The 24,980-nt window shown below is 38.4% G+C and carries 21 protein-coding genes; 8 read left to right on the plus strand and 13 right to left on the minus strand.

Translation table 11 applies throughout. The features are described from left to right. Positions 1-106 precede the first annotated feature (106 nt). Complete coding sequence (locus ABKA15_RS06240) at positions 107-2,569, minus strand: bifunctional DnaQ family exonuclease/ATP-dependent helicase (RefSeq protein ID WP_186832706.1); 2,463 nt, start codon at positions 2,567-2,569, stop codon at positions 107-109. 136 nt (positions 2,570-2,705) lie between these two features. Between ABKA15_RS06240 and ABKA15_RS06245 the strand changes: the two genes are divergently transcribed. Continuing rightward, positions 2,706-3,341 (plus strand): MBL fold metallo-hydrolase, encoded by a 636-nt coding sequence (locus tag ABKA15_RS06245; protein WP_049513696.1) that lies wholly within the window; start codon positions 2,706-2,708, stop codon positions 3,339-3,341. Positions 3,342-3,433: 92 nt separating this feature from the next. Here the strand turns inward: ABKA15_RS06245 and ftsX are convergent, their stop codons facing one another. The 4 genes from ftsX to ABKA15_RS06265 form a co-directional block, all read right to left on the minus strand. After that, a complete protein-coding gene (gene ftsX, locus ABKA15_RS06250; protein WP_186832707.1) occupies positions 3,434-4,360 on the minus strand; it encodes a permease-like cell division protein FtsX in 927 nt (308 codons plus the stop codon). Continuing rightward, positions 4,353-5,045 (minus strand): cell division ATP-binding protein FtsE, encoded by a 693-nt coding sequence (gene ftsE, locus ABKA15_RS06255; protein WP_049513700.1) that lies wholly within the window; start codon positions 5,043-5,045, stop codon positions 4,353-4,355. Before ftsE ends, ftsX begins: the two co-directional genes overlap by 8 nt. A gap of 104 nt (positions 5,046-5,149) precedes the next feature. Beyond that, positions 5,150-6,245, minus strand: a protein-coding gene (gene prfB, locus ABKA15_RS06260) for a peptide chain release factor 2 (protein ID WP_100069422.1) whose coding sequence is annotated in 2 segments (ribosomal slippage) — positions 5,150-6,172 and positions 6,174-6,245 — 1,095 coding nt in all. Because the reading frame shifts where the segments join, the coding sequence is not laid out codon by codon here. A 204-nt stretch (positions 6,246-6,449) separates the two neighbouring features. Continuing rightward, positions 6,450-7,253 carry a Cof-type HAD-IIB family hydrolase gene (locus ABKA15_RS06265; RefSeq protein ID WP_049513702.1) on the minus strand — a complete coding sequence of 268 codons (804 nt, stop codon included), beginning with the start codon at positions 7,251-7,253 and terminating at the stop codon, positions 6,450-6,452. A gap of 113 nt (positions 7,254-7,366) precedes the next feature. Between ABKA15_RS06265 and ABKA15_RS06270 the strand changes: the two genes are divergently transcribed. Further along, entirely contained in the window at positions 7,367-8,224 is an 858-nt protein-coding gene (locus ABKA15_RS06270) for a metallophosphoesterase (protein ID WP_049513704.1), read from the plus strand. On the opposite strand, the gene ABKA15_RS06275 is transcribed toward ABKA15_RS06270, so the two are convergent. Then, entirely contained in the window at positions 8,221-9,012 is a 792-nt protein-coding gene (locus ABKA15_RS06275; protein ID WP_049513705.1) for a DUF2785 domain-containing protein, read from the minus strand. The two genes, ABKA15_RS06270 and ABKA15_RS06275, sit on opposite strands and share 4 nt — an antisense overlap. Positions 9,013-9,172: 160 nt before the next feature. Next, positions 9,173-9,310: a winged helix-turn-helix transcriptional regulator gene (locus ABKA15_RS06280; RefSeq protein WP_003028121.1), complete on the minus strand. Its 138-nt coding sequence runs from the start codon at positions 9,308-9,310 to the stop codon at positions 9,173-9,175. Positions 9,311-9,533: 223 nt separating this feature from the next. Between ABKA15_RS06280 and ABKA15_RS06285 the strand changes: the two genes are divergently transcribed. Then, on the plus strand, positions 9,534-9,824 hold the full coding sequence (locus ABKA15_RS06285) for a hypothetical protein (protein WP_049513707.1): 291 nt from the start codon (positions 9,534-9,536) through the stop codon (positions 9,822-9,824). Between the two features lie 85 nt (positions 9,825-9,909). Here the strand turns inward: ABKA15_RS06285 and ABKA15_RS06290 are convergent, their stop codons facing one another. Next, positions 9,910-12,603, minus strand: a complete 2,694-nt coding sequence (locus tag ABKA15_RS06290) for a cation-translocating P-type ATPase (protein ID WP_049513709.1) — start codon at positions 12,601-12,603, stop codon at positions 9,910-9,912. A gap of 363 nt (positions 12,604-12,966) precedes the next feature. Then, on the minus strand, positions 12,967-13,353 hold the full coding sequence (locus tag ABKA15_RS06295; RefSeq protein ID WP_048786092.1) for a DUF1934 domain-containing protein: 387 nt from the start codon (positions 13,351-13,353) through the stop codon (positions 12,967-12,969). A 123-nt stretch (positions 13,354-13,476) separates the two neighbouring features. Between ABKA15_RS06295 and ABKA15_RS06300 the strand changes: the two genes are divergently transcribed. From ABKA15_RS06300 to ABKA15_RS06320, 5 genes are all read left to right on the plus strand, one after another. Continuing rightward, complete coding sequence (locus tag ABKA15_RS06300; RefSeq protein ID WP_049513712.1) at positions 13,477-14,796, plus strand: HD domain-containing protein; 1,320 nt, start codon at positions 13,477-13,479, stop codon at positions 14,794-14,796. Continuing rightward, positions 14,786-15,595: a sugar-phosphatase gene (gene yidA / locus ABKA15_RS06305; protein ID WP_049513714.1), complete on the plus strand. Its 810-nt coding sequence runs from the start codon at positions 14,786-14,788 to the stop codon at positions 15,593-15,595. The genes ABKA15_RS06300 and yidA overlap by 11 nt, the downstream gene beginning before the upstream one ends. Then, positions 15,595-16,809: an aminoacyltransferase gene (locus ABKA15_RS06310; protein WP_049513716.1), complete on the plus strand. Its 1,215-nt coding sequence runs from the start codon at positions 15,595-15,597 to the stop codon at positions 16,807-16,809. The genes yidA and ABKA15_RS06310 overlap by 1 nt, the downstream gene beginning before the upstream one ends. 12 nt (positions 16,810-16,821) lie before the next feature. Continuing rightward, complete coding sequence (locus tag ABKA15_RS06315; protein WP_049513718.1) at positions 16,822-18,060, plus strand: aminoacyltransferase; 1,239 nt, start codon at positions 16,822-16,824, stop codon at positions 18,058-18,060. A gap of 65 nt (positions 18,061-18,125) precedes the next feature. After that, positions 18,126-19,664 carry an ABC transporter ATP-binding protein gene (locus ABKA15_RS06320; RefSeq protein WP_049513719.1) on the plus strand — a complete coding sequence of 513 codons (1,539 nt, stop codon included), beginning with the start codon at positions 18,126-18,128 and terminating at the stop codon, positions 19,662-19,664. Between the two features lie 206 nt (positions 19,665-19,870). Here ABKA15_RS06320 and alaS read toward each other — a convergent pair whose 3' ends face one another. The 4 genes from alaS to ABKA15_RS06340 all read right to left on the minus strand — a co-directional run bounded on the left by alaS (position 19,871) and on the right by ABKA15_RS06340 (position 24,979). After that, on the minus strand, positions 19,871-22,489 hold the full coding sequence (alaS, locus tag ABKA15_RS06325) for an alanine--tRNA ligase (RefSeq protein WP_049513721.1): 2,619 nt from the start codon (positions 22,487-22,489) through the stop codon (positions 19,871-19,873). A gap of 54 nt (positions 22,490-22,543) precedes the next feature. Next, the gene (locus ABKA15_RS06330; protein ID WP_080984162.1) at positions 22,544-23,113 is read right to left on the minus strand and encodes an LURP-one-related family protein; all 570 of its coding nucleotides are present in this window, start codon (positions 23,111-23,113) and stop codon (positions 22,544-22,546) included. Between the two features lie 137 nt (positions 23,114-23,250). After that, positions 23,251-24,189, minus strand: coding sequence for a peptidylprolyl isomerase PrsA (prsA, locus tag ABKA15_RS06335; protein WP_049513723.1), 939 nt, complete (start codon positions 24,187-24,189; stop codon positions 23,251-23,253). A 106-nt stretch (positions 24,190-24,295) separates the two neighbouring features. Then, the gene (locus ABKA15_RS06340) at positions 24,296-24,979 is read right to left on the minus strand and encodes an O-methyltransferase (protein ID WP_049513725.1); all 684 of its coding nucleotides are present in this window, start codon (positions 24,977-24,979) and stop codon (positions 24,296-24,298) included. Position 24,980: the final 1 nt, after the last annotated feature.

The following is a 24,980-nucleotide window of genomic DNA, read 5'->3' on the forward strand; positions in this document are numbered from 1 at the left end:
TTTGTGTTTCTATTATAACAAAATTTAAAACTAGCAGCAGAGGAAATTACCATTTTTAGCAAAAAACTCAGTTAAAAAGTGAACTGAGTTTTCTAATGGGGTAAAATTACACCGTTTCCTTCTTCTTCAAAAATTGCTCAATTTCTGTTGGAATTTTTTTCATACTGGTGACGGATATTGGAGCAATTTTTTCCAAGGCTGTCTGAATTTGCCGTCCATAACGTTTGGTTAACATGCGATTGTCTAAAATAACGACTGCTGACTGCTGCTCTTGGTGTCGAATTGTACGCCCCAAAGCCTGTTTTAGGCGTAAAATAGCAACAGGCAAGCTATAATCATAAAAAGGATTCTTGCCTTCTTGCCGCAATTTGCGGTTGAGTTTTTGCGTAAAGAAATCGCTCGGATTATCAAATGGAATCCGTGTAATGACTTCAATCATTTGCTTCTGACTAGAGAAATCTGTTCCCTCCCAAAAACTGCCTGCCCCTAGTAAAATACTCGTTTCCCCTCTGTCAAAACGTCGTTTAATATTAGCCGCTTCACCATTCTTATACTGGGCTAAGTGTGGCAAGCGCAAACGTTCCGAAACAGCTAACAACAACGCTTTCGATGTGAATAAAACGAGAAGTGGCACTTCTTGAGTGGCTAATTTATGAACCCACTTGACAATCAATTCTGCATAAGTATCCACATCCAAATCTACAACATTTGGAAAATTCTTATCCAACCATATTTTCTGCTGATGTTTCTGCTTTTGTGGTAACTGATAAAATGGTGCATTTTCAAAACCAAGTAAATGCGCTAAATGCACTTTTTTACTGATTTCAAGCGTGGCTGAAACGAATAAGACTTGAACTTCTTCAGGCAGCAAGGCTCGAAAATCTAGCACTTCTAGGCAAGCGGCTTCCAACATCGTCACTCGATAATCATCGAACTGCTCTTCTTTTAACCAGAACTGGTCGTATTTTGTGGCAAAAATAGTGCGTAAGTCAGAAAAAGATCTTTGATCTAACTCTGATAAATCTTGTCGGAGTTTGGAACAGGTTTCTTTCGTTAGCTCATTTTTCTTGTAGCGTTGGAATTGTTCCACCGCATGAGTCAATTCAAATTGAATGTCCTCTAATAACCGACGTTGCAAAATGGTATTTGTTGTTTCAAGTTCTGACTGAATTTGCTGCAAACATTTTGTCATATTGAGGGATTTTCGAGAGAGATTTTCCAAAGCTAAAAACAACTTCTGAGCTTCATCCACAATCAAAAGCCGATTCTCCACAATGGATTTATCATCTTCTAACCGCGTCAAAAAATAAGCATGATTAGTCACTAATACACGACTGCGTTTGGATTTTTCTTGACCTTTTTGCCAAAAATCTGCACCATAAAAGAGGGATTTTTTGCTCAATTTACCATCATGAAGCACCTGTTGAAAATAGGTCTGATAGCGATGCCGTTGACCAATTTCATCCAAATCACCAGATTCTGTTTCTGTGAGCCAAACTAAAAGCAACATCTTGCAACGATTGACCAAACGATTGTCATCTACCCGCTGCAAACTGTCATAAAAGAAGTCAAGCTTTAAATAATTAGCAGGGCTTTTCAAGCTATGAACAGAAAGATGAAAGATTTCTTCTAACTTTTGTCCTTCATTTGCCACAATCTGGTCCTGCAATACTTTCGTAGGAACTGTTACCAGAATTTGCTTGCTCGTTTGGGCCAAAGCAGGAAGCAAGTAACCATAGGTCTTGCCTAAACCTGTCTGAGCTTGTAAAAAACTTGGTTGCTGACTTTTCAAAGCCTGTTCCACATCATGTGCAAACTCATCTTGTTCTTTTCGCTCCTCTAAATCCAGCAAATTGATGTTGTGAGTGAAATTTTTGGACAATTTCCTCGCTTTTTGGATTTTTTTACTTTTTCGAAGAAAAATTCCCTGCCACTTCATCAAATCACGGCAAGTTATGTCCGACATTTGGTTAAAAGCATCTTCTATCGCTAAGCGTGATTCGTAAATCAAACTATCCGAAAATTTCAACAAATACTCTACCAATTCTTTTGGAAGTTTTTGAATTTTTTCTTGTATTTTTAAAAATAATGTAGCCGTTGCTGAGGCATCCGCAAGTGCTGTATGCGCATGTTTCAAAGGAATATCTAACTGCTCACATAATATTCCTAGATTGTATTTTTCAAACGTTGGGAAAAAGACTTGTGCAAGCTCTACCGTATCTACCCTCGGAGTCACCAATTCAAATCCTTCCCAAAAGAGAGCTTCTGCTAATAAATTAGCATCAAATTTCACATTATGCGCCACAAAAATGGCATCTTCAATCAACTCATAAATCTTACGAGCCACTTGAGAAAAGTCTGGCGCCTTTCTCAATCGCTTATCTGTCAATCCTGTCAATTGGCGAATATGCGGATCTAACTTTTCATGAGGATTCACATCGGTTTCATAAGTTTTGACAATCTGACCATTTTCAATCAGCACAATCCCGACTTGAATAATTTTTGCGTTGCTGCTGGCACTCGTCGCCTCTAAATCCACCACGGCATATTTTCTTTTTTCTTGTGTCATATTAGAAAAATTATACCATAAATCCAACTATTTCGTATCACATTTTATGCCTTATTTTCCCTTGATAAATAGCTTGATATTTCTTTTATGTCATTTTTCATATTTTTTGCTAAACTATGAAGTGAAAGGAGTTCTCATGATAACAATTCATAAAACTTTAAACGCTCAAGCATACGAAAATACTTATTATTTAGAAAATGAGCATCATCTTATCGTAGTTGATCCAGGTAGTGACTGGGATAAAATTGCAACAAAAATCCAAGAAATCAATAAGCCAATTACAGCTATTTTGCTGACCCATACTCATTATGATCATATTATGAGTGTTGATTTAGTCCGTCAGCAATTTCACCAGCCGCCTGTCTATGTCGCTGAAAGTGAAGCAACTTGGCTTTACACTCCGGAATATAATCTATCTGGACTAGCTCGCCACCAAGATATGGATAACATCATTCTCCAGCCTGCTGATGTCTTTTTTGATTATCATAGTTCCTATAGTCTAGATGATTTTTATTTTTACGTCGTACCAACACCAGGACATTCCATCGGTGGTGTTTCAATCATCTTTCCTAACGAGCACTTTGTTTTAACTGGCGATGCTTTATTCTGCGAATCAATTGGTCGAACGGATCTCTATACTGGAAATATGGAACAACTCATTTCTAGCATCAAAAATGAGTTGTTGACCTTGCCTGATTATGATGTTTATCCTGGGCATGGTCCTCAAACCACCATTGTTCATGAAAAAATGTTTAATCCATTTTTGCATTAAAAAAGCCCTAAATGAACTGCATCTCAAAAGTTAGATTCTTCTGTCTAACTTTCGGGTCAGAGTTCAATAGGGTTTTTATTATCACTTCTTTTTTAAATTTTTAAGAATCGTCTCATTGAGAGAACCGAACCAAATGCTCCGATGATAATTCCTACAACAAATAGGAAGGCAATCATCAATGGAATAAAGGTTTTTGGTACAATCATTGAAAGATTTTGACTAGCAAGAGATGGATTAAATGACTTATAGGCCATTTCGTAAATAAAATAGACCAAGCCAGCTGGAACAACTGCTCCAAGCAAGCCAATCCAGGCTCCTTCTAACAAGAATGGACCTCGAATGTAACTGTTTTTTGCTCCCACCAGACGCATGATTTGAATTTCACGACTGCGTGAAATAATCGTAATCCGAATAGTATTTGAAATCAAGAAAACAGCAATAAAGACTAAGAGGAGCGCTCCTACAATTCCCCACGTACGGATAAAATTAGCTAACGCAAAAATACGTTTTGTATTGGCTCCACCGTACTCTACTTCAGAAACCCCTTCCACTTTCTTCGCATTGTTTGCGACAGACGTGACGTATTTGGGGTCGGTTGTATCAACAATATAAGCGTCATGCAGGGGATTGGCATCTCCTTCAAAGAGTTTCCAATCTTTACCCATAACTTCTGTTAGTTTCTTTAATTGTTCTTGCTTGCTAGAAAATGTTACTGATTTCACATTTGACATTTTGTTGAGAGCATCATATACCTTATGGTAGTCCTCATTTTTGACTGTTTGACCTTCTTTTGTAATGGTCTCTTCATTGTCCGCTGTATCTGGTCGCATATAGACCATAACCCGCACATTATTTTCAATATCTGTTGCTAGCTTCGCTGTGTTTAAAATGACTGACACAAAGATTGCGACTAACCCTAGTGTAATCATCACGGAGCTGACTGCAGCAACTGTCATCCAACCATTTCGCTTCAAACTTTTGAGCGATTCAAGCAGGTGACTTAAAAATCTACTATTCATCGTATCCGTATTCTCCTTTTGCTTCATCACGCACCACACGACCATTTTCGATGGCAATAACGCGGTGACGCAAAGTATTTACAATTTGGCTATTGTGGGTCGCCATTAGAACAGTCGTCCCTTGCAGGTTAATTCGCTCCAGTAGATTCATGATTTCCCACGAATTATCTGGATCCAAATTTCCTGTCGGCTCATCGGCAATCAAAACCTTAGGATTGTTCACAATCGCACGTGCAATGGCAATCCGTTGTTGCTCACCACCTGAGAGTTCATTTGGAAATGAACGGACTTTGTGCTTTAAACCAACCAAATCCAACACTTCCATAACTCGCTTTTTAATATTCCGACGGCGTTCACCAATAACTTCCATTGCATAAGCAATGTTTTCATAAACTGTCTTTTTGGGTAGCAACTTATAGTCTTGGAAAACGACACCAACATTCCGACGTAACATTGGAATATCGCGTTTTTTAATCTTAGCAAGGTCGAACCCAGCTACTTGTAAATCACCTTTATCAACTTTTATTTCTCGATATAATAAACGAATAAATGTTGATTTTCCTGCTCCAGAAGGACCTACAATATAGGTGAATTCTCCTGGCTCTACTTCAATGGACACACCACGCAGGGCTGTTGTTCCGTTGTCATATTTTTTGACAACATCTCTCATTTCAATAATTGACATTTATTGTTAAGAGTTCCTTTCGTAAGATAGTTGAGGGAGTGGGAGAAGTGACCATGATTGCATTGCAATTATAGTTGTCTATGCCACTCTCGTAAATTTAATATTTAGTTTAACCGCCATTTCAAGTAGGCATCGATGAAGCCATCAATATCTCCATCCATGACTTTGTCGACCTGTGCGACTTCAAAGCCTGTCCGATGATCTTTGACCATCGTGTAAGGAGTAAAGACATAAGAGCGAATTTGACTTCCCCAAGAAATTTCTTTTTTGTCTCCCTTTAAGGAATCCACTTCAGCTGCTTTCTTTTCTTGCTCCATTTGGTAGAGTTTCGCTTGAAGCAATTTCATTGCCCGATCACGGTTTCCATATTGTGTGCGGTCAACAGTGGATTGTGTCACAATTCCCGTTGGTATGTGGGTTAAACGAACACCAGTTGAAACTTTGTTGACATTTTGTCCGCCGGCACCACCGGAACGGAAAGTATCCATCTTGATGTCTTCGTCTCGCACCTCAATTTCAATCGTATCATCCAACTCCGGCATGACTTCCACTGAAGTAAAAGAAGTGTGACGACGTTTAGCTGAGTCAAATGGCGAAATGCGTACCAATCGATGAACTCCCATTTCAGACTTCAACAAACCATAGGCATGAGGACCCTCAAAAGACAAGGTAACAGACTTAATCCCCGCTTCATCTCCCGCTTGATAGTCCAATACTTCAACCTTGAAACCATGAGCATTGCCAAAGCGTGTATACATCCGCAGCAACATATCCCCCCAGTCTTGAGCTTCTGTTCCACCAGAGCCTGGATGAATTTCAAGGATAGCATTGTTATTATCATAAGGTTCAGACAAGAGGAGTGTCATTTCATAGCTGGTCATTTTTGTTTCCAACTCTGCTAATTTTTCTTCCAACTCTTCCTGTACAGAATCATCCTCCGCTAAAAAATCAAGCAAAATCTCTGATTCGTCAAATAAATCAGCCATTTGCTGGAAGTTATCATAGGTTTGCTTGAGTTCGTTTAATTCTTGAGATGTTTTTTGCGCCGCAATATTATCATCCCAAAAATCAGGTTCTGTCATCTTATTTTCTAAGATTGCAATTTCTTCTTCCAGACCTTCTAAGTCAAAGAGACCCCCTGAAAGAAGCTAATTTTTCACGATTTGCGTCAATTTTTTGACGAATTTCTGAAATATCCATACTTACCTCTTTTCACATATCGTTTTATTATATCACAAGTCAGTATTTTTTTCTAATTTCTGACAGAGTCCAATAATAGTTATTGTATAAAATTTCTAATTCTGAATCAAGAAATTTCGTTCTTTGTTACATGATTGTTAGATAGGTTGCCGTCTGGCTAAAAATATTAAGAGGTTAGATACGTCAAAATGACATTCATGATAGTCACCCCTTTACAACCTTTCGCTCTAGAATTTCTAAAACGCCTGATTCTTGATCGCTTGGTGCTTGATACATTGCTGTTTTCTTGACCTTTTCAGGAGCATTTGCCATCGCATAGCTGTGACCTACATAAGCTAGCATTTCTAGGTCATTTCCACCGTCGCCAAAAGCCATCATCTCCTGTGGTGAAATATCAAAATGCTGATTAAGGAATTCAAGAGCAGAGCCTTTATGAACAACTCTTTGGATGATATCAATCAAACCATGTCCGCTTGAAACTGCCTGAACGAGTTGACCAGTAGCTTGATTTAGCTTTTCAAGGAGTGGATCTGTTTTTTCTTCTGACACCAATAAGGCTAATTTGACAAAATCATCTTCTGGCAAATCCTGAAAATTAGAGATTTCTTTCAATGCATGGTAATAAATTGCAATTTCTTCTTTGTACTGTTTGGGTGCTGACTTGATCAAATAAGCAGAATGAAGCCCGCAAAGAGTTGTCGCATTTTCTAATCCTTCTGACACAAGCACGTCTAAAACCTTTTCAATCTCTATTCTAGCGATTTTTTCTTCTCGCAATAACTTCTCGCCTTCAAAAATTAGTGCTCCATTTTCTGAAACGATTATCAATTCAGACTGGTGTTCTGGAAAAAACGAAACTAGCTGGGCATATTGATTGCCTGAAATGACGACCACTTTTATATCTTTTTCTTGCAATGCTCGATAAATTTTCTCAAAGCGCTCCACATCATAGGTATTGTCAGAGCGAAGAAATGTACCGTCTATGTCAAATGCTACTAATTTAATCATCTTTTACCCCTCCTTTTTACCTCCATTTTACACTAAAAGACTTAAAAATTCCCATGATTTTTGACGAAAAATTTATTTCTTTCATTTTACCTAGAATATGCTACACTAGGAGCATGACAAATTTAGCATTTATGAGCGATCTTCATTTGGATTCAAATCAATTTACCGATGAAGACATCACCATTTTGATTGATTTACTAAAAAAGAAAAAAGTTGACCACATTCACTTTGCAGGGGATCTGTCTAATGATTTTGAACACATTAGTTTGCCTTTTTTACAAAAGCTCAAAAAATCCTTCTCCGTTTCTTATAATTTAGGCAATCATGACATGCTAGGAATGACAGAAGACGACATTCAACAGCACAATTTCAATGTACAATCATTTGGACAGACTCAGTTTATTAGCCTAGCAGGTTGGTATGACTATGGCTTCGTTCCCGAAAAAACACCTGAAGAACACAAACGAACCAAGCAATTTTTCTGGTTTGATAGACGATTGAACCGCAACACTGATGACCCTATACTCACTCAACAGACCCTAGAACAACTTGAGAGAATTTTGGCTTCTCTGAATGGTCCTATTATCCTAGCTATGCATTTTGTTCCTCACAAAGATTTTCTTTACAATCACCCTTATTTTCAGCGCTTTAATGCTTTTCTGGGCAGTCAAGCCTTTCATAATCTCTTTGTCAAATATGGTGTGAAAGATGTTGTCTTTGGTCATCTTCACCACCGCCACTCCGCTCGAATGATTGACGGTGTCTGCTACCATACAAGACCTCTTGGTTACATCCGCGAATGGCAGTTGACCCAACAATTCTTCGAGGATTATCCTCAATACAAAATATCTCAAATGTACCGTCTCCACAAACGCTATAATGCAGTAAAAGACTTATCTCTTTTCCAATCATATAAGAAAAAGCACCTCCAAAAAGAACTAGAAGATGCACTTATCATTTTTGATATTTAGTACGAAAACAACTGAATAGCTTCTCTTAGCTCGTCTGAGAGAGCTTTTTCTTTGTCTAACTGAAGATAAACTTCTAACAAGCATGAACGAGCATTAGAAAATTGTAAGAAGTCTGTTGAATTTTCTAGTGGAAAGTCAAGTGAAGTTAACCAAGCTGCAACTCTGGTTTGTGAGAGTCTATCATTTAAAACAGCCTGATAGATGACTCGTGCCAAACGCCAGTCCTCATCACTGATAAAACGCCAATTCACTCTTTTAAAAATCTTTTCTAATACTTGTAGAACTTCATTTACTCGTGTTATAGGAAAATCTGGGTGACAAATAATCTCAACTAAAAGATCTGCACCATGAGCAAAGGCATGTATCCAACCATATTCTTCAGAATAGCCAGTCCTATCATTTTCATACAGCAAATAAGACATTCCTTGTTCAAATAGAGCCATTCTTTGCTGACTAGAAAGCCTTTTAAAATAAAGTGAATTTTTCTTAGCATCCGCATTTAGCAAATTAGCTAATAATAAAGCCGTAAAAGATCGAGTCAGAGTCGCTTGACCAACTTCTTCTTTTTTATACAAGAGTCCTTGTCGTTTTAGAGCTTCAACCACTACAAAATCAAACTGTTCCTTTGTAAATAGTTGCTCTTGTATGGCTCTAGCTAGAGTAACGAAAATCAACTCATCTCGTATTTTATAATCAGGATGACCGATATAATCTAACATCCAAAGAATTTCTTCCCTTTCATAACGCACTTGATTATCAAGTAACTTCTGCTGTAAACTATCTTTTATTCTTACTATTTTATTCCTCGGCTAAGATGAAGAACTCACCATCCTGTTTAGGAAACTGTCCACAAATACTATTATTAATATCATCAGGCGCTAAATACTTTTTTGACCATTGACATATCATTTCAAAAATTGGTATCACAGGCTCTGCTTTTTCTGTTAACTAATAAGTAACGCGCATAGGGATTTTATTATATTGTCGTCTTTCCACCATATTATTTTGCATTAATTCTTTCAAAGTTCTAGAGAGAACAGTATCTGTAATATCTAGCATTTCTGCTTTTAGTTCATTATAGCGCAATGAACCTTTGATAAAAAGAATACAAATAATGCGCGAATTCCATTTTCCTCAAAAGATATCTAACCCATATCTAATGGACAGCGGAGTTTTCTTTCGATTTTTCGTTGATACATATCTGCCTCCTCACAAAATAGTTAGTTACTCACTAATTTGGTAACGTATTGCATTTAAAATAGCACTATTTTATAATAAATTCAAATAAAAGGAAAGGAGACTTAATACTATGTCTCAGGTTAAAGCATATTTACAAATCACTCTAGATATTTCGGATGAAAATCGTCCTGCCGCAGCGAAAGTTTATAATGACTATCGCAGGCCATTTCTAGATACTATCGAAGGGGCTGTGAGCAAGAACTTACTTATTCGCACAGAAGATGTGCAAGTTTTACATGGTTTTGACTCTGTTGAGCACGCTCAAAATTATCTACAAAGCGATACGTCCAAAAATGATGTTTTTGTTGGACTTCAACCACTTTGGAAACAAGATCCAGATGTCCGTATTTATAGCTTATAATAAGTACTCAAAATTGTCGCATTCACGGCAATTTTTTATTATACTTTGACAATTAAAAAAGCCACCCGAAGATGACTTTTCTGTCTTAAATGGCATTTTTATCCATGCCTAATTTACGTTGAACAAATTTGACAATTTCCACAATGATAATCATGGAGAAACTTCCAATGAGAACGGCTGCCCATTGTGAAAAGTCTAATTTTGTTACATGGAAAATTCCTTCTAGTGGCTCAACCAAAATGGTAGAAGCCAATAAAATGAATGAAACAAGAATAGACCAGTTGAAAGTTTTAGATTTGAATGGCCCAACTGTTAGAAGTGATTGATAAACAGATTTTACATTAAAGGCATGAAAAAGCTGGATTAGTCCAAGTGTTGCAAAGGACATGGTCAACGCATCCGCATGAATGGCTCTCATGTCACCAACATGAACAGGATTCATCAAAGCATAAGCATAAACACCGAGTACCAAAGCACCTTGCAAAAGGCCTTGATAAATAATCGAACTCATGACACCACCTGAGAAGAAGCTAGACTTACGACCACGCGGTTTATGTGTCATCACACCTGGCTCAGCAGGTTCAACCCCCAGAGCAATAGCTGGGAAAGTATCTGTCACAAGGTTAATCCAGAGAAGATGAACCGGCTGCAGCACATCCCAGCCAAAAAGAGTTGCAAGGAAAATCGTCAACACTTCTGCTGTATTGGCTGAAAGCAAGTATTGAATGGTCTTTTGAATGTTAGAGAAGACTTTCCGTCCTTCCTCAACAGCCACGATAATCGTTGCAAAATTATCATCAGCCAAAATCATGTCAGAAGCACCTTTCGACACTTCTGTACCTGTAATCCCCATTCCGATACCGATGTCGGCTGTCTTCAAGGCTGGTGCATCATTTACACCGTCACCTGTCATAGCAACCACCTTACCTTGACGTTGCCATGCTTTAACAATCCGCACCTTATGCTCAGGAGATACACGCGCATAGACAGAATATTGACCAACAACTTTTTCAAACTCTTCATCTGACAATTCGTTAAGCTCAGTACCAGTCATGACATGGTCTTTACTATCATCATTGATAATACCTAGACGCTTAGCAATAGCCTCCGCTGTGTCTTGGTGGTCACCTGTAATCATAATTGGACGAATACCTGCTTCTTTAGCCACTCGAACAGCTTCAGCAGCTTCTGGGCGTTCAGGGTCAATCATTCCAATCATACCTGTGAATATTAAATCATTTTCAAGATTTTCAGACGTTAAGTTTTCTGGAATGTCATCAATAATTTTATAGGCACCAGCTAAAACACGCAAAGCCTGATGGGCCATACCTGAGTTATTTTCCTTAATTAACTGAGTCGTTGCCTCATCAATCGGCGCAATATCGCCTGCCTTGTCACGAGCCACACAACGTTTTAAGAGTTGATCTGGCGCACCTTTTACAGCAACCAAAAATCTACCGTCCGGCAAAGGATGAATAGTTGACATGAGCTTACGTTCAGAATCAAACGGCAACTCTGCTACACGAGGATACTGTTGCAAAAACGTCTTGACATCATACCCTTTATCTAAAGCATACTGAATAAAGGCTGTTTCCGTTGGATCTCCAATGAGTTTTCCATCTTGATCGATTTTAGTATCATTAGCAAGGACAACCGAGCGTAGCAATGGCAAGTCGAGTCCGAGGTCAATAGCTTGTTTTGCTTCGTGCAAGCTACCATCATAAAAGACTTTCTCAACTGTCATTTTGTTCATAGTTAATGTACCAGTCTTATCAGAAGCAATAATTTCAGTAGAGCCAAGCGTCTCAACTGCAGGAAGCTTTCTGACAATGGAATTTCTCTTCGCCAAAACTTGGGTACCAAGTGCCAAGACAATGGTTACAATAGCAGGAAGCCCCTCTGGAATTGCTGCAACGGCAAGTGCAACTGATGTCATCAATTCTCCCAGTGGATCTTTTCCTTGAACGAATACACCAACCACAAAAGTGATAGCTGCAATAATTAAAATCGCATAGGTGAGCACTTTTGACAGACCATTTAGATTTTGCTTGAGTGGAGTATCTGTTTCATCAGCGTTCTGAAGCATACCAGCAATATGACCAACTTCCGTATACATACCTGTATTGACAACTACACCCATTCCCCGTCCGTACGTAACATTTGAATTTTGGAAAGCCATATTGATGCGGTCACCCAGTCCTGCATCTGCAGCTACATCAACAGTCAGATGTTTTTCAACAGGAACAGATTCACCAGTCAGAGCTGCTTCTTCGATTTTCAACGTGTTCGCTTCCAAAAGACGCATATCAGCAGGTACCACATCACCAGCTTCCAGTATAACGATGTCTCCTGGAACTAATTCCTTAGAATCCACTTCTGTCACATGCCCGTCACGCAGCACGCGCGCAGCTGGGCTAGACATAGATTTTAGTGCTTCAATTGCTTCTTCTGCCTTGCCTTCTTGATAAACTCCAAAAATGGCATTAATAATGACCACAGCTAGGATAATAATCGCATCTGCAATATCTTCACCACCTGAAGTCACAACTGAAAGAATAGCAGCAATCAGCAATATGAGAATCATCAAATCCTTGAATTGCTCAACGAATTTCATCAGAAGGGATTTTTTCTCTCCTTCATCTAGTTCATTGCGACCGTACTCATCTAAACGCTTAGCAGCTTCATTGCTTGTTAAACCCTGCTCAGAAGTTTCCAAATTCTTTAAAACTTCTTCCGAACTTTGCGTATAAAACGCTTGGCGCTTTTGTTCTTTCGACAAAATAGTTCCTCCTTTAATCTCTTTTTGACAAACAAAAAGAGACCTGTTTACTGTAACAAGTCTCGCTGTTTCATACAAGGCCGGAAATTGCTTTCGTATTGACGACCTTGTAACGGATATCCCGCTAGCTACTCCCTTGAGTGTCTTTATTATATCAAATTTTTTGATTTTTTCAAGCAAAAAAGTTCAGTAACTGCCTATTTTTACTCAACAGATACCCAGCTGAAATAAATAAAATAATCACTATGAAGTTTGGCAAAATTGAATCTAAAGACATATTGTCTCTGATTACGAAAAATCAAATACATCTACTGACAACCAACATAGCAACTATTGCTAAACTGGGAATCATTTTTCTCTATCCTATTTCCAGGAAATCTCCATTTGATAACTTGCAAAAATCTGCTCACTATCACGTGTTCTCAATTGATAATGAAGTTCAAGTACTTGTTTTTTCAAATCAACTTGATAATGACTGGTTTCCGTGATGAATTGCTGCATGCCAACTGGCGTGGGAATATCAACCACGGCTTTCCCTCCTTTGATAAACCGCATCAAAGATTTAGGAGTAGAAAATCGTGTCATAGTCAGTTCTTTATCATGAAATTTCAGCACTACTTGTTCATTTTCTTCATTTTTAAAGACTAAATAGCAATAAGACCCTTTTTGCATCCATTTTCCATCATACCTTTGATCAATTTGTTCTACTTGTTCATCGAACTGAATCTGATTTCTGATTCTAACCTTCACACTACAAACTCCTCATTTACTAGTTCTCCTTTTCTATTTTACCAGAAAATGTCAAAGATTTCTTCTCGTCTTTCCCTTAATTTTTTCAGTGTGGTCTTCTTCTGTTTATGGTATAATAGAGCCATGATTGAAAAAGTATTTCGTGATCCCGTCCACAATTACATTCATGTGGATCACCAAGTCATCTATGATTTAATAAACACCAAAGAATTTCAACGACTGCGCCGCATTAAACAGTTAGGAACTTCCGGCTATACTTTTCACGGAGGCGAGCACAGCCGTTTTTCGCATTGCCTCGGAACATATGAAATTTCAAGACGAATCACAAAGATATTTGACGAAAAATATCCAGAGGTTTGGGATCGTCATGAAAGCTTACTTGTCATGGCAACAGCACTCTTGCACGATGTAGGTCACGGTGCTTATTCACATACTTTCGAGCGTCTCTTTGATACTGACCACGAGGAAATTACACGCCAGATTATCACAAACCCTGAAACAGAGATTAACCAAGTTCTCATTCAAGTTTCGCCTGATTTTCCGGAAAAAGTAGCCAGCGTTATCAATCACACCTATCCAAACAAACAGGTGGTGCAGCTCATTTCCAGTCAGATTGATGTCGATCGCATGGACTATCTCTTGCGAGACTCCTACTACACAGGCGCTTCTTATGGGCAATTTGATTTAACACGGATTTTGCGCGTTATTTATCCTGTTGAAAATGGCATCGCTTTCAAACGCAATGGTATGCATGCCGTGGAAGACTATGTCGTCAGTCGCTACCAGATGTATATGCAGGTTTATTTTCACCCTGCTAGTCGGGCAATGGAAGTGCTCTTGCAAAACTTGCTCAAGCGAGCAAAATTTCTCTATGAAAAGCAGAAAGACTATTTTGCACTCTCTTCTCCCAACCTCATTCCTTTCTTTGAAAAGCGGGTAACCTTGAAAGATTATTTAGCACTGGATGACGGCGTGATGAATACTTATTTCCAGGTCTGGATGACAAGCCCTGATACGATTTTATCTGACTTGGCACAGCGTTTCATCAACCGCAAAGTCTTTAAATCCATTATTTTTTCAAAAGAAAATGAGAAATATCTGAATGTTATGCGGGATTTGGTTGCAGAAGTCGGTTTTGATCCTGACTACTATACCGCTATTCACCGCAATTTTGATCTGCCTTATGATTTTTATCGTCCAGATGTCGAAAAACCACGCACTCAGATTGAAATTATCCAAAAGGATGGCAGTCTCGCTGAGTTATCCACTTTATCCCCTATCGTCGAAACATTAGCAGGTACAAGGCATGGCGACAACCGCTTCTATTTTCCAAAAGAAATGCTAAAAGAAGCTGGACTTTTTAGTGAAAATAGTAAGACTTTCTTGTCGTATATCAAAAACGATCAATTTATATATGGAGAAGCACACGAACATGAGTATTAAACTAGTTGCCGTTGATATTGACGGAACCTTATTAAACACCAAAAGAGAAGTCACACCAGAAGTTTTTTCTGCTGTACAAGATGCCAAAGCTGCTGGAATAAAGATTGTCATTGCAACCGGACGCCCCATTCCAGGAGTGAGAAATTTGCTTGAAGAATTACATCTAAATGAGCCAGAAAATTATGTCATTACCTTCAATGGCGGGCTGGTTCAAGATACAGTCACTGGGGAAGAATACATCAAAGAACCTTTGTCCTATGAAGATTATCTGGATATCGAATGCCTCAGTCGCAAGCTAGGGGTTCACATGCACGCTATCACTAAGGACGGTATTTATACTGCTAACCGTAACATTGGAAAATACACCGTTTACGAAGCTGGGCTGGTCAATATGCCAGTCTACTACCGCACTCCAGAAGAAATGGTAGATAAAGAAATTGTCAAAATCATGTATATTGACGAACCAGAAATTTTGGAGCAAGCAATCGCCAAACTTCCAAAAGAATTGTACGACAAGTACACACTCGTGAAATCTGCACCTTTTTACTTAGAAATTGTCAAAAAAAATGTCAACAAAGGAGCTGCAGTCGTGCATCTAGCAGAAAAATTAGGATTGACAAAAGAGGAGACCATGGCAATTGGGGACGAAGAAAACGACCGTGCAATGCTAGAAGTCGTTGGAAATCCTGTTGTAATGGAAAATGGGACTGACGAGTTGAAGAAAATTGCCAAGTATATTACCAAATCAAACGATGAATCCGGCGTTGCATACGCTATTAGAGAGTGGGTTTTAAACTAATGTACACTTATAAAATCGGAATATCTGCTCAAGAACACGATGATTTTGTTAAGGCAAGTTCTCAAACCAACTTGCTTCAAAGCGCTTCTTGGGCAAAGGTCAAAGATAATTGGGACAATGAACGAATTGGCTTTTACAAAAATGACCAATTAGTGGCTTCTGCTAGTATTCTCATCAAGCCTCTACCGCTCGGTATGACTATGCTTTATATTCCTCGCGGTCCTATTATGGATTATCATGATCAGGAATTACTGCAATTTGTCCTGACTTCCTTGAAACAATTTGCTAAAACTAAAAAAGCCCTTTTTATCAAGTTTGATCCGAGTCTTTTCCTCGTGCAGGCTCAAATCGGAGAAGACAGAAAAGAACAGCAGGAAACGCTTGACTTGATTCAAAATCTCCAGAAAGCGGGTGCTATCTGGGTAGGGCGGACAGAATTATTAGACGAAACGATTCAACCGCGTTTTCAAGCAAATATTTACAAGGACAATTTCAGCGAAGAACTTTTATCAAAAAGTACACGCCAAGCCATTCGCACTGCACGAAACAAAGGCATTCAAGTCCAGTTTGCTGGCAAAGAACTTTTGGATGATTTCTCTGCTTTGATGAAAAAAACCGAGAATCGGAAAAGCATTCATCTACGCGGGCAGGATTACTATCAAAAACTGCTGGATACTTACCCTGAGCATTCCTATATCACACTTGCAAGCATTGACCTAAATGAGCGTCTAGAAAGTCTTCAAGCTCAAAAAGCCAAAGCTGAAAAAGAAGCCAGCAAATTCACTGAAAAAACTAAACCTAGTAAAATTGAAAACAATAAGCAAGAACAAAAACGACTGCAAGAAGAAATGGATTTCTTGTCAGAAAAAATAGCACGGGGAACAACCAATGTTCCTCTCTCTGGAACATTGGTTCTAGAATATGGAGCTACCTCTGAAAATATCTATGCTGGAATGAATGAAGAGTACCGCCGCTACCAGCCAGCTCTCCTCACTTGGTATGAAACAGCAAAACACGCCTTCGACCGTGGAGCGGACTGGCAAAACATGGGCGGTGTTGAAAATGATTTAGACGGCGGACTTTATCACTTTAAGTCCAAGTTCAATCCAACTATTGAAGAGTTTGTCGGAGAGTTTAACTTGCCAACCAATCCACTCTATCATCTCTCTAACCTTGCCTATACTTTGAGAAAGAAATTCCGCAGCAAACACTAAGAAAGGAATCGTATGACATTCAGACAACTTAGTCAGGAAGAATTTGTAAACCATAGCGCGTCTTGTGATCAACGTTCTTTTATGCAAACAGTAGAACTGGAAAAGCTCTTAGCGAAACGCGGTTTTACTTGCCAATATGTCGGTCACACAAATGAACACGGTGAATTAACCATTTCAGCCGTGCTCTACAGTATGCCCATGACAGGCGGACTTCACATGGAAATCAATTGCGGTCCTGTTTCAACAAATCCTCACGACCTGCAACACTTTTACCGTGAACTCAAGACCTATGCCAAAGAAAATGGTGCTTTAGAGCTGGTTGTCAAACCTTATGAAACTTATCAAACATTTGACAGTAATGGACAGCCTACTTCGCTCGAAAAAACAGAATTGATAAAAGAGTTGACAGACTTAGGTTATGAATTTGATGGCTTGCAGACAGGTTATCCAGGTGGCGAACCTGATTGGCACTATGTCAAAGATCTGGCAGGTCTTACCGAAAAAGACCTCATCAAATCCTTCGGCAAAAATGGCAAATCAACTGTCAAAAAGGCGAATACTTTCGGCATTCAATTAAAAAAATTGAAGCGAGATGAATTAAATATTTTCAAAGAAATCACTTCTGCCACTTCCGAACGGCGTGAATATAGCGATAAATCATTAGATTATTATCAAGATTTCTATGATGCTTTTGGCAATCAAGCGGACTTTATGATTGCAACGCTTAATTTTCAAGATTATCTGCAACATCTGCAACATGATCAAGAAAAACTAAAACAAAAAATTCAAAAATTAAAAGCGGATTTAGAAAAAAATCCTCAGTCAGAGAAAAAACACAATCAACTGCGTGAATTCTCTAGCCAATTTGAAAGTTTTGAAACACGCAAAGCCGAAGCGCAAGAATTGATAGATAAATATGGAACAGAAGACCAAGTTCTTGCAGGCAGCCTCTTTATCTATACACCACAGGAAGCGACTTACCTCTTTAGTGGTTCCTATCCTGAATTTAACAAATTCTATGCCCCAGCACTTCTCCAAGAATATGTCATGAAAGAAGCTATCAAGCGAGGTATTCCTTTTTATAATTTTCTTGGTATTACTGGAATTTTCGACGGCTCAGACGGCGTGCTCCGTTTCAAGCAAAATTTCAATGGCTACATTGTTCGCAAAATGGGTACCTTCCGCTATTATCCACAGCCATTAAAATTCAAAATTCTCAGTTTGATTAAAAAACTGCTACGGCGCGCTTAAAAACTCTCAAACAGCTTTTTGAGAGTTTTTAAAGTATTACTATGTTCTGTAAGGATTTATCAGATATGCTGAAACGATTTATTTCAAAAAAATTACTGACAATTTACCTTCTGTTTATCGTGCTCACATGGATTGAGTCAGTTTTAAACCCAACGCTCGTTCGGATGATTATTGATAGTTTTCAATCGAAAAATTTAAAAATTCTCTGGCAAATCTTGATGTTGGGAATTCTTGGAAATATGCTGATTGTCTTAGGTTTGGCAGGCAAACGCTATTTCTATGCAAAAATCATTGCAGACTTCAATACAAATATAAAAGAAAAGATGTTTGCTGCTTTTCTCTATGACAATCAACTGTCAAATGAAGATATTCTTTCTGACTTGGAAAATGATGTAAAGCAAATTGAGGAAAATTATGTAGAATCCACTCTGATTATCATTGGTTCTTTGGGTTTCACCTGTGTTTCTATCATTTATGCTTTACTGACAAATTTTTGGCTAGGAGCAATTTTCATCATTTTCTATGCCATTCCAGCTCTGTGTAGTGGTATTGGCTCCAAACAGCTAGACCAGCTTTCTAAGCAAAAATCAGAAGTCAATCAGAGCTACATAAACTTGCTTTCCAGTTTTATAGCAGGTGTTCGAGTCATTAAAAATTACCACAGTCAAACATTCTTTTACACTTTTTTTCAGCAAAAACTCTCTCAAAATATTGAGCAGAATGTTCATTTTGAAAAACAGCGAACCATTAACAATATCCTTATCAACACTATTGACGTATTTTGCTCTATTTGTCCCATTATTGTTGGTGGCTTTATGACTTATTATGGTAGACTAACGCCTGCTAGCTTTGTAGCGATTTATCTTGTCTCTTACAATATCGGCTATCAATTTCAAGAGCTTTCTTACTTTATCAATACTCGAAAATCCAGCAAAAATCTATGTGATAAATATCAATTTTTGGCTGAAAGAACAAAAACTGATGAAACAATCTCTCCTAAAAACTGCTTCCCAATAAAATGTGAGCATGTCTTTTTCAGTCATCAAGGAAACATTATTTTATCCGATTTTTCTATTACCATAAATGCTGGTGAAAAGGTTGCTATTATTGGAGAGAGTGGCAGTGGAAAAACAACCTTGTTAAATTTGTTGTTTGGAGTTTTACAGCCGGATTCTGGTCATATTACCTTTAATGACCAAGAGCTAAATCAAGAAGCGAGGCAGCAAATCGGTTCATACATTCTGCAAGAAAGTTACTACTTTGATAATTTGGGCCTCTATGAAAATATTAGCTTAGGAAAGCCTATCAACCATGAAAAAATAGAAGATGTTCTGACAAAGGTTCGTCTGCCCTATCTAAAAGAGAAAAATAGAATCACCAATCAATCCTTATCTGGCGGTGAAAAACAACGCTTAGAGATTGCTAGAAGTCTCTATTACGAAAAAGATTTCATTTTAGCTGACGAGGTCAAATTCAATTTGGATAAACAAACGGCTCAAGAAATCGAAGATGTCTTATTTTCACTTCCACAAACGGTTATCGAAGTCATTCATCATTACTCAGATGAAACTCTAAAACGATATGACAAAATCATTGAGTTATAAAAATGTGAGCGAATCGTAAGAAAATCTTTATAAAACGCCAGAACTTAATCGTACAAATAAAAAAACGAATAATTCCGATGTTCTGACTAACAGAATATCGAAACTGTTCGTTTTTTGTATGATTTTTATGCAACTCTCTTAGATTTCATTTTTTGAAATCCTTGTAGAGACAAGCACAGATCTATCTCGCTTAAAGTAATATGACATTACAATTTTTCAGGAACAGCTGTAAGTAATTCTTGAATAGCTGCTTGGTTGCTTCCTCCAGCCATAGCCATGTCTGTTTTACCACCACCACGACCATTTACGATTGGAGCAAGTTCTTTGATTAAATTGCCAGCATGAATATCTTTTGTTTTGCTAGCCACAAGAACATTCACTTTCTCACCAATGGCTGCCACAAGGACAAGAACGTCTGAATAGTCTTTTTGTTTCCAAGTGTCTGCAAAAGTGCGTAGAGCACCCGCATCAGATACAGAAACTTGGCTGGCAATAAAGCTGTGTCCATTAGCTTCCTGAACATTCTTGAAGACTTCACCTGAAGCTGCTGCTGCTGCTTTTTCTTTCAGTTCAGCATTTTCTTTTTGCAATTGGCGAAGTTGTTCTTGCAAGGCTTCAACCTTACGCGAAACTTCTTTCATTTGTGGGACTTTCAGTGTCGTTGCAATAGCTTTCAAAGCATCTTCTTCCTCACGGTACGCTTCAAAGGCTTCTTTGCTTGTCACAGCGAGGATACGACGAGTTCCTGAGCCAATTCCTTCTTCTTTGACAATCTTAAAAAGACCAATTTCAGAAGTATTCTTCATGTGAGTACCACCACACAGCTCAATAGAATAATCTCCAATTGTCACCACACGAACTTCTTTGCCGTATTTTTCACCAAAGAGAGCCATTGCTCCCATTTCTTTAGCCGTATCAATGTCTGTTTCAATCGTTTTGATGTCAATCGCTTCCCAGATTTTTTCATTGACTTCTTGCTCAATACGACGTAGTTCTTCTGCTGTAACTGCTTGGAAATGAGTGAAGTCAAAGCGAAGAAATTCTACTTCATTGAGAGAGCCTGCTTGCGTTGCGTGTTTACCTAAAACATTGTGAAGAGCCGCATGAAGCAAGTGTGTTGCTGTGTGATTCTTCATAACACGGTGACGACGATTGTGGTCAATTTCAAGCTTATACTCTTGGTTTAATGCGAGTGGTGCTACCACTTCTACCGTATGGAGCGGTTGTCCATTCGGCGCTTTTTGAACATCTACGACTTGTGCAACGAGATTGCCTGCAAGGTCAAAGATTTGTCCGTGGTCTGCTACTTGTCCGCCCATTTCAGCATAAAATGGCGTTTCTGCAAAAACGAGGTAAGCTTTACCAGAAGTCACTTCTTCTACTTCTTTATCATCTGCCACAATCGCAACCAACTTCGCAGACAAAGCCTCTTTTTCATAGTTAAAGTGGCTTTCAGCTGTAATGTTTTGCAAGGTTTCATTTTGCATGCCCATAGATCCACCTTTAACAACACTAGCCCGTGCGCGTTCTTGTTGCTCTTTCATAGCAGCTTCAAAGCCTTCGCGGTCTACTGTCATACCAGCTTCTTCAGCAATTTCTTCGGTCAATTCTACTGGGAAACCATAGGTGTCGTACAGTTTAAAGACATCCGTTCCTGAAATAACAGACTGTCCTTTTTCCTTTAACTCTTCTACAATGCTTTGTGCAAAGTGTTGACCGGAATGAAGCGTGCGAGCAAAGGACTCTTCTTCACTTTTGATGATTTTTTCGATAAAATCTTGCTTTTCAAGCACTTCTGGATAATAGCTTTCCATAATTTTTCCGACAGTTGGAACAAGTTTGTAAAGGAAAGGCTCATTGATTCCTAATTTTTGACCATGCATAGAAGCACGACGGAGCAAGCGACGCAAAACATAACCACGTCCTTCATTTCCTGGAAGCGCACCATCGCCAATAGCAAATGACAGAGAGCGGATATGGTCTGCAATGACCTTGAAGCTCATATTGTCACCGTCTGGATTGTAAGTCTTACCGGATAACTTCTCTACTTCACGAATAATCGGCATAAAGAGGTCTGTTTCAAAATTAGTTTTTGCCCCTTGAATAACAGCTACAAGACGCTCTAGACCTGCACCCGTATCAATATTTTTGTGAGGCAGCTCCTTGTATTCACTTCTTGGAACAGCTGGATCAGCATTGAATTGGGACAAAACAATATTCCAAATTTCAATATAACGATCATTTTCAATATCTTCTGCAAGTAAACGAAGTCCTTGATGTTCAGGATCAAAAGCTTCTCCACGGTCAAAGAAAATTTCTGTATCGGGCCCAGAAGGTCCTGCACCAATTTCCCAGAAATTGTCTTCAATTGGAATCAAATGACTTGGATCGACACCAACTGAAATCCAACGATTATAAGAATCATGATCATCCGGATAATAAGTCATATAGAGCTTATCTTTCGGGAAATCAAACCACTCAGGACTAGTCAGGAGCTCAAAAGCCCATTCAATCGCTTCATCACGGAAATAATCACCAATAGAAAAATTCCCCAGCATTTCAAACATGGTATGATGACGTGCTGTTTTTCCGACATTTTCAATGTCATTCGTCCGAATCGCTTTCTGCGCATTGGTAATCCGTGGATTTTCTGGAATAATGGTCCCGTCGAAATATTTCTTTAATGTTGCTACGCCAGAGTTAATCCAGAGTAGGGTCGGGTCATTGACTGGTACTAGACTAACAGACGGTTCGACAGCATGACCTTTTGAAGCCCAAAAATCTAGCCACATTTGGCGTACTTGAGCACTTGATAATTGTTTCATTTTCTTCTCCTTAAAACATTTCTCTAACTGATTTTTCTATTGCCCATGTGAGTTTTAAGAACTACTTTCAAGAGCTTCTACATAGTCAATAGCCACACACAAAGAGATGACTAAATCAGCATAGGCATCTTCATAAATTACAACTTGATAAGTGGACATTAGGTGCAAGAGCTCTTTTGAAATCTCTGCAATCACTTGCCCCTGCGCATCCAGCAGACGAAATTCCAAATCCCAGATATTCCCCTCAATGCGCAGACCTAAGTTATCAAATTCATATTTATCTCGTAAAAAAGTAAGCTTTTTACGGATATAAAAACTCGAACCATTGCGCAATTGAATTTCAAATTGAGGTAAGACTGTTAGCACAGTCTTTTGAATTTGGCTGACCACTTCACCCTTGTCATCATAAATCGTAAAAGTTTTGGGAATTTTTAAAAAGCTCCCCTCCACTTGATAATCAATGTTCCCACGATCATCTTTGATGTCAAATTTCTCACCACCAAAGCGAAATTTTTGTTTTACAAGATAGGTCTTCATGACGATCCCTCGCAAAAAGACAAGTCCACTAGACAAAGGGCGAAAAACCGCGGTACCACCTTCATTCAATGAACTTGTCATTCTCATTATGTATGCAATTTTTTCTTTGAGTAGCATGATTTTCGTTCTTACATGGCTTGCAGCACCGCCAATTCTCTGAACTAAGAGGTCAAAAATCAATTCTCAATAGTCCTATTATACTCACTTATGAGCTTTTCGTCAACTTATTTTGATGAAGATGACGAACTAGATGTTGATTTGCTATCTGACTTGACATATTGTGAGAATAGACTTTGGAAAGCTTGATCTTTCACTTTAATATTGGCTGCTTGTAATTCTTTGGCAACAATTTTTTGGATAAAGGTTTGATCATTTTGCTTTTGTGTCAAGATAACATTTTTCAGTTGTTTCTTGTAGTCTTTCCAGTTTGTTGATTTTTCAGACTTACTATTTAGTTTCACAATATAATAACTTGAAGAATAAGTTGATGATTTAACGGTGATAACATCCGAAATACCGTTTGCTTCAAGGGCAAAAGCCGCTTTTTTAACAGCATCTGGAACATCTGTTGAAGCTGAGTCAAACTTCACTTCGCCACCTTTATCTTTTGTCTTGGTATCTGTAGAATTTTCCTTGGCAATTTGTCCGAAATCAGCACCTTCAGCTTTTGCTTTCTCCAATACTTCCTTTGCCTTATCTTCGCTATCTACCTTGATGATTTGAGCAGTCACTTCTGGTGTGTAAGATTCGTATGCTTTTTTATAGTTTGCATCTGTCAATTCTTTTTCAGCTGCTTTTTTGACAGCATATTCGACCAATTTATTGGTTCTGATTTGTTCACGATAAGTATCTTCCGTCAATCCTGCTCTTGCCAATACTTGTTGGAAAGCAGTTCCATAAGTGCTCTTACTCTTATTGAACGTTTCATTGACTTCTTTTTCTGTAACATGTTTACCATAGCTCTTTTCAAAAACTTCTTGAATGGTCATATTGAGAAGTACTTGTTGAGCGGCTGCATTATTTTTCACTTTGTTATAGAAATCATTGACAGTGATTGTATTTCCTTTCATTGTGATAATATCTTTACCACCAGCTTGCGAGCACGCCGCTAATGTTACAACTGACAAAAGCGTAATAGCTCCTGCTAGAATTTTTTTCTTCATTATGAAAACTCCTTTTTTTAATTCACTTTCTTATTGTACCATAAAATAGATTTAATATCTTAAATTTTCCTAAAAACTGTGAAAGTTTAGGAAAATATTAAGAATCTCATTCTTTTCTAATCATCAGAATGCCGTCACCAAGAGGCAACAAAGTTGCAGTCAAGTCAGGTTGATCTAGTGTTTTATCAAATAATTGGTGCAACCCTCGATAAATCGTTCGTTGACCTCGACGCACTTCCTTAATGTCTTTCACTATATCACCACCCTGAAAAACATCATCTATGATGATAATCCCTCCTGAAGCAAGGCGCTTCAGAACTTCCGGCAGAAAGACAACGTATTTGGACTTAGCAGAGTCCATAAAGACAAAGTCATAGCAATCTTTCAAACTAGGAAGAATATCCATTGCGTCACCTTCCAGCAATGTAATTTGCTTGCGCTTATCAAACTTAGCAAAGTTCGCTTTAGCAAGAGCAATCATTTCTGGATTGCGATCAATCGTTGTAATTTGAGCTTGCGGTGCATGTTCTGCCATTAAAAGAGCTGAAAAGCCAATGGCTGTTCCAATTTCCAAAATCTTTTCTGGCTGTAAAGTTTCTAATAGAAAACGAAAATAGGCAACTGTTTCATGAGGAATAATGGGAATATTTTCTGCATGAGCAAAAGTTTCGAGCTCTTTTAAAGAGCCCGAAACTTGTTTTTGCCGTGTCCGCATAAAATCGACGATTTCTTTTTTGACAACGGGACGACGCATATTGTGATTAGCATTTTTACTATAGGATTCGACCATT

The sequence above is a fragment of the Streptococcus sp. KHUD_010 genome, from assembly GCF_040207525.1.
In the GTDB taxonomy this organism is placed as follows: domain Bacteria; phylum Bacillota; class Bacilli; order Lactobacillales; family Streptococcaceae; genus Streptococcus; species Streptococcus hominis.

Excerpts from the sequence above, each read along its gene's own strand:
- ABKA15_RS06240 (WP_186832706.1), bottom strand. The coding sequence starts at position 2,569 with ATGACACAAGAAAAAAGAAAATATGCCGTGGTGGATTTAGAGGCGACG.
- ABKA15_RS06245 (WP_049513696.1), top strand. The coding sequence starts at position 2,706 with ATGATAACAATTCATAAAACTTTAAACGCTCAAGCATACGAAAATACT.
- ftsX (WP_186832707.1), bottom strand. The coding sequence starts at position 4,360 with ATGAATAGTAGATTTTTAAGTCACCTGCTTGAATCGCTCAAAAGTTTG.
- ftsE (WP_049513700.1), bottom strand. The coding sequence starts at position 5,045 with ATGTCAATTATTGAAATGAGAGATGTTGTCAAAAAATATGACAACGGA.
- ABKA15_RS06265 (WP_049513702.1), bottom strand. The coding sequence starts at position 7,253 with ATGATTAAATTAGTAGCATTTGACATAGACGGTACATTTCTTCGCTCT.
- ABKA15_RS06270 (WP_049513704.1), top strand. The coding sequence starts at position 7,367 with ATGACAAATTTAGCATTTATGAGCGATCTTCATTTGGATTCAAATCAA.
- ABKA15_RS06285 (WP_049513707.1), top strand. The coding sequence starts at position 9,534 with ATGTCTCAGGTTAAAGCATATTTACAAATCACTCTAGATATTTCGGAT.
- ABKA15_RS06300 (WP_049513712.1), top strand. The coding sequence starts at position 13,477 with ATGATTGAAAAAGTATTTCGTGATCCCGTCCACAATTACATTCATGTG.
- yidA (WP_049513714.1), top strand. The coding sequence starts at position 14,786 with ATGAGTATTAAACTAGTTGCCGTTGATATTGACGGAACCTTATTAAAC.
- ABKA15_RS06310 (WP_049513716.1), top strand. The coding sequence starts at position 15,595 with ATGTACACTTATAAAATCGGAATATCTGCTCAAGAACACGATGATTTT.
- ABKA15_RS06315 (WP_049513718.1), top strand. The coding sequence starts at position 16,822 with ATGACATTCAGACAACTTAGTCAGGAAGAATTTGTAAACCATAGCGCG.
- ABKA15_RS06320 (WP_049513719.1), top strand. The coding sequence starts at position 18,126 with ATGCTGAAACGATTTATTTCAAAAAAATTACTGACAATTTACCTTCTG.
- alaS (WP_049513721.1), bottom strand. The coding sequence starts at position 22,489 with ATGAAACAATTATCAAGTGCTCAAGTACGCCAAATGTGGCTAGATTTT.
- ABKA15_RS06330 (WP_080984162.1), bottom strand. The coding sequence starts at position 23,113 with ATGAGAATGACAAGTTCATTGAATGAAGGTGGTACCGCGGTTTTTCGC.
- prsA (WP_049513723.1), bottom strand. The coding sequence starts at position 24,189 with ATGAAGAAAAAAATTCTAGCAGGAGCTATTACGCTTTTGTCAGTTGTA.
- ABKA15_RS06340 (WP_049513725.1), bottom strand. The coding sequence starts at position 24,979 with ATGGTCGAATCCTATAGTAAAAATGCTAATCACAATATGCGTCGTCCC.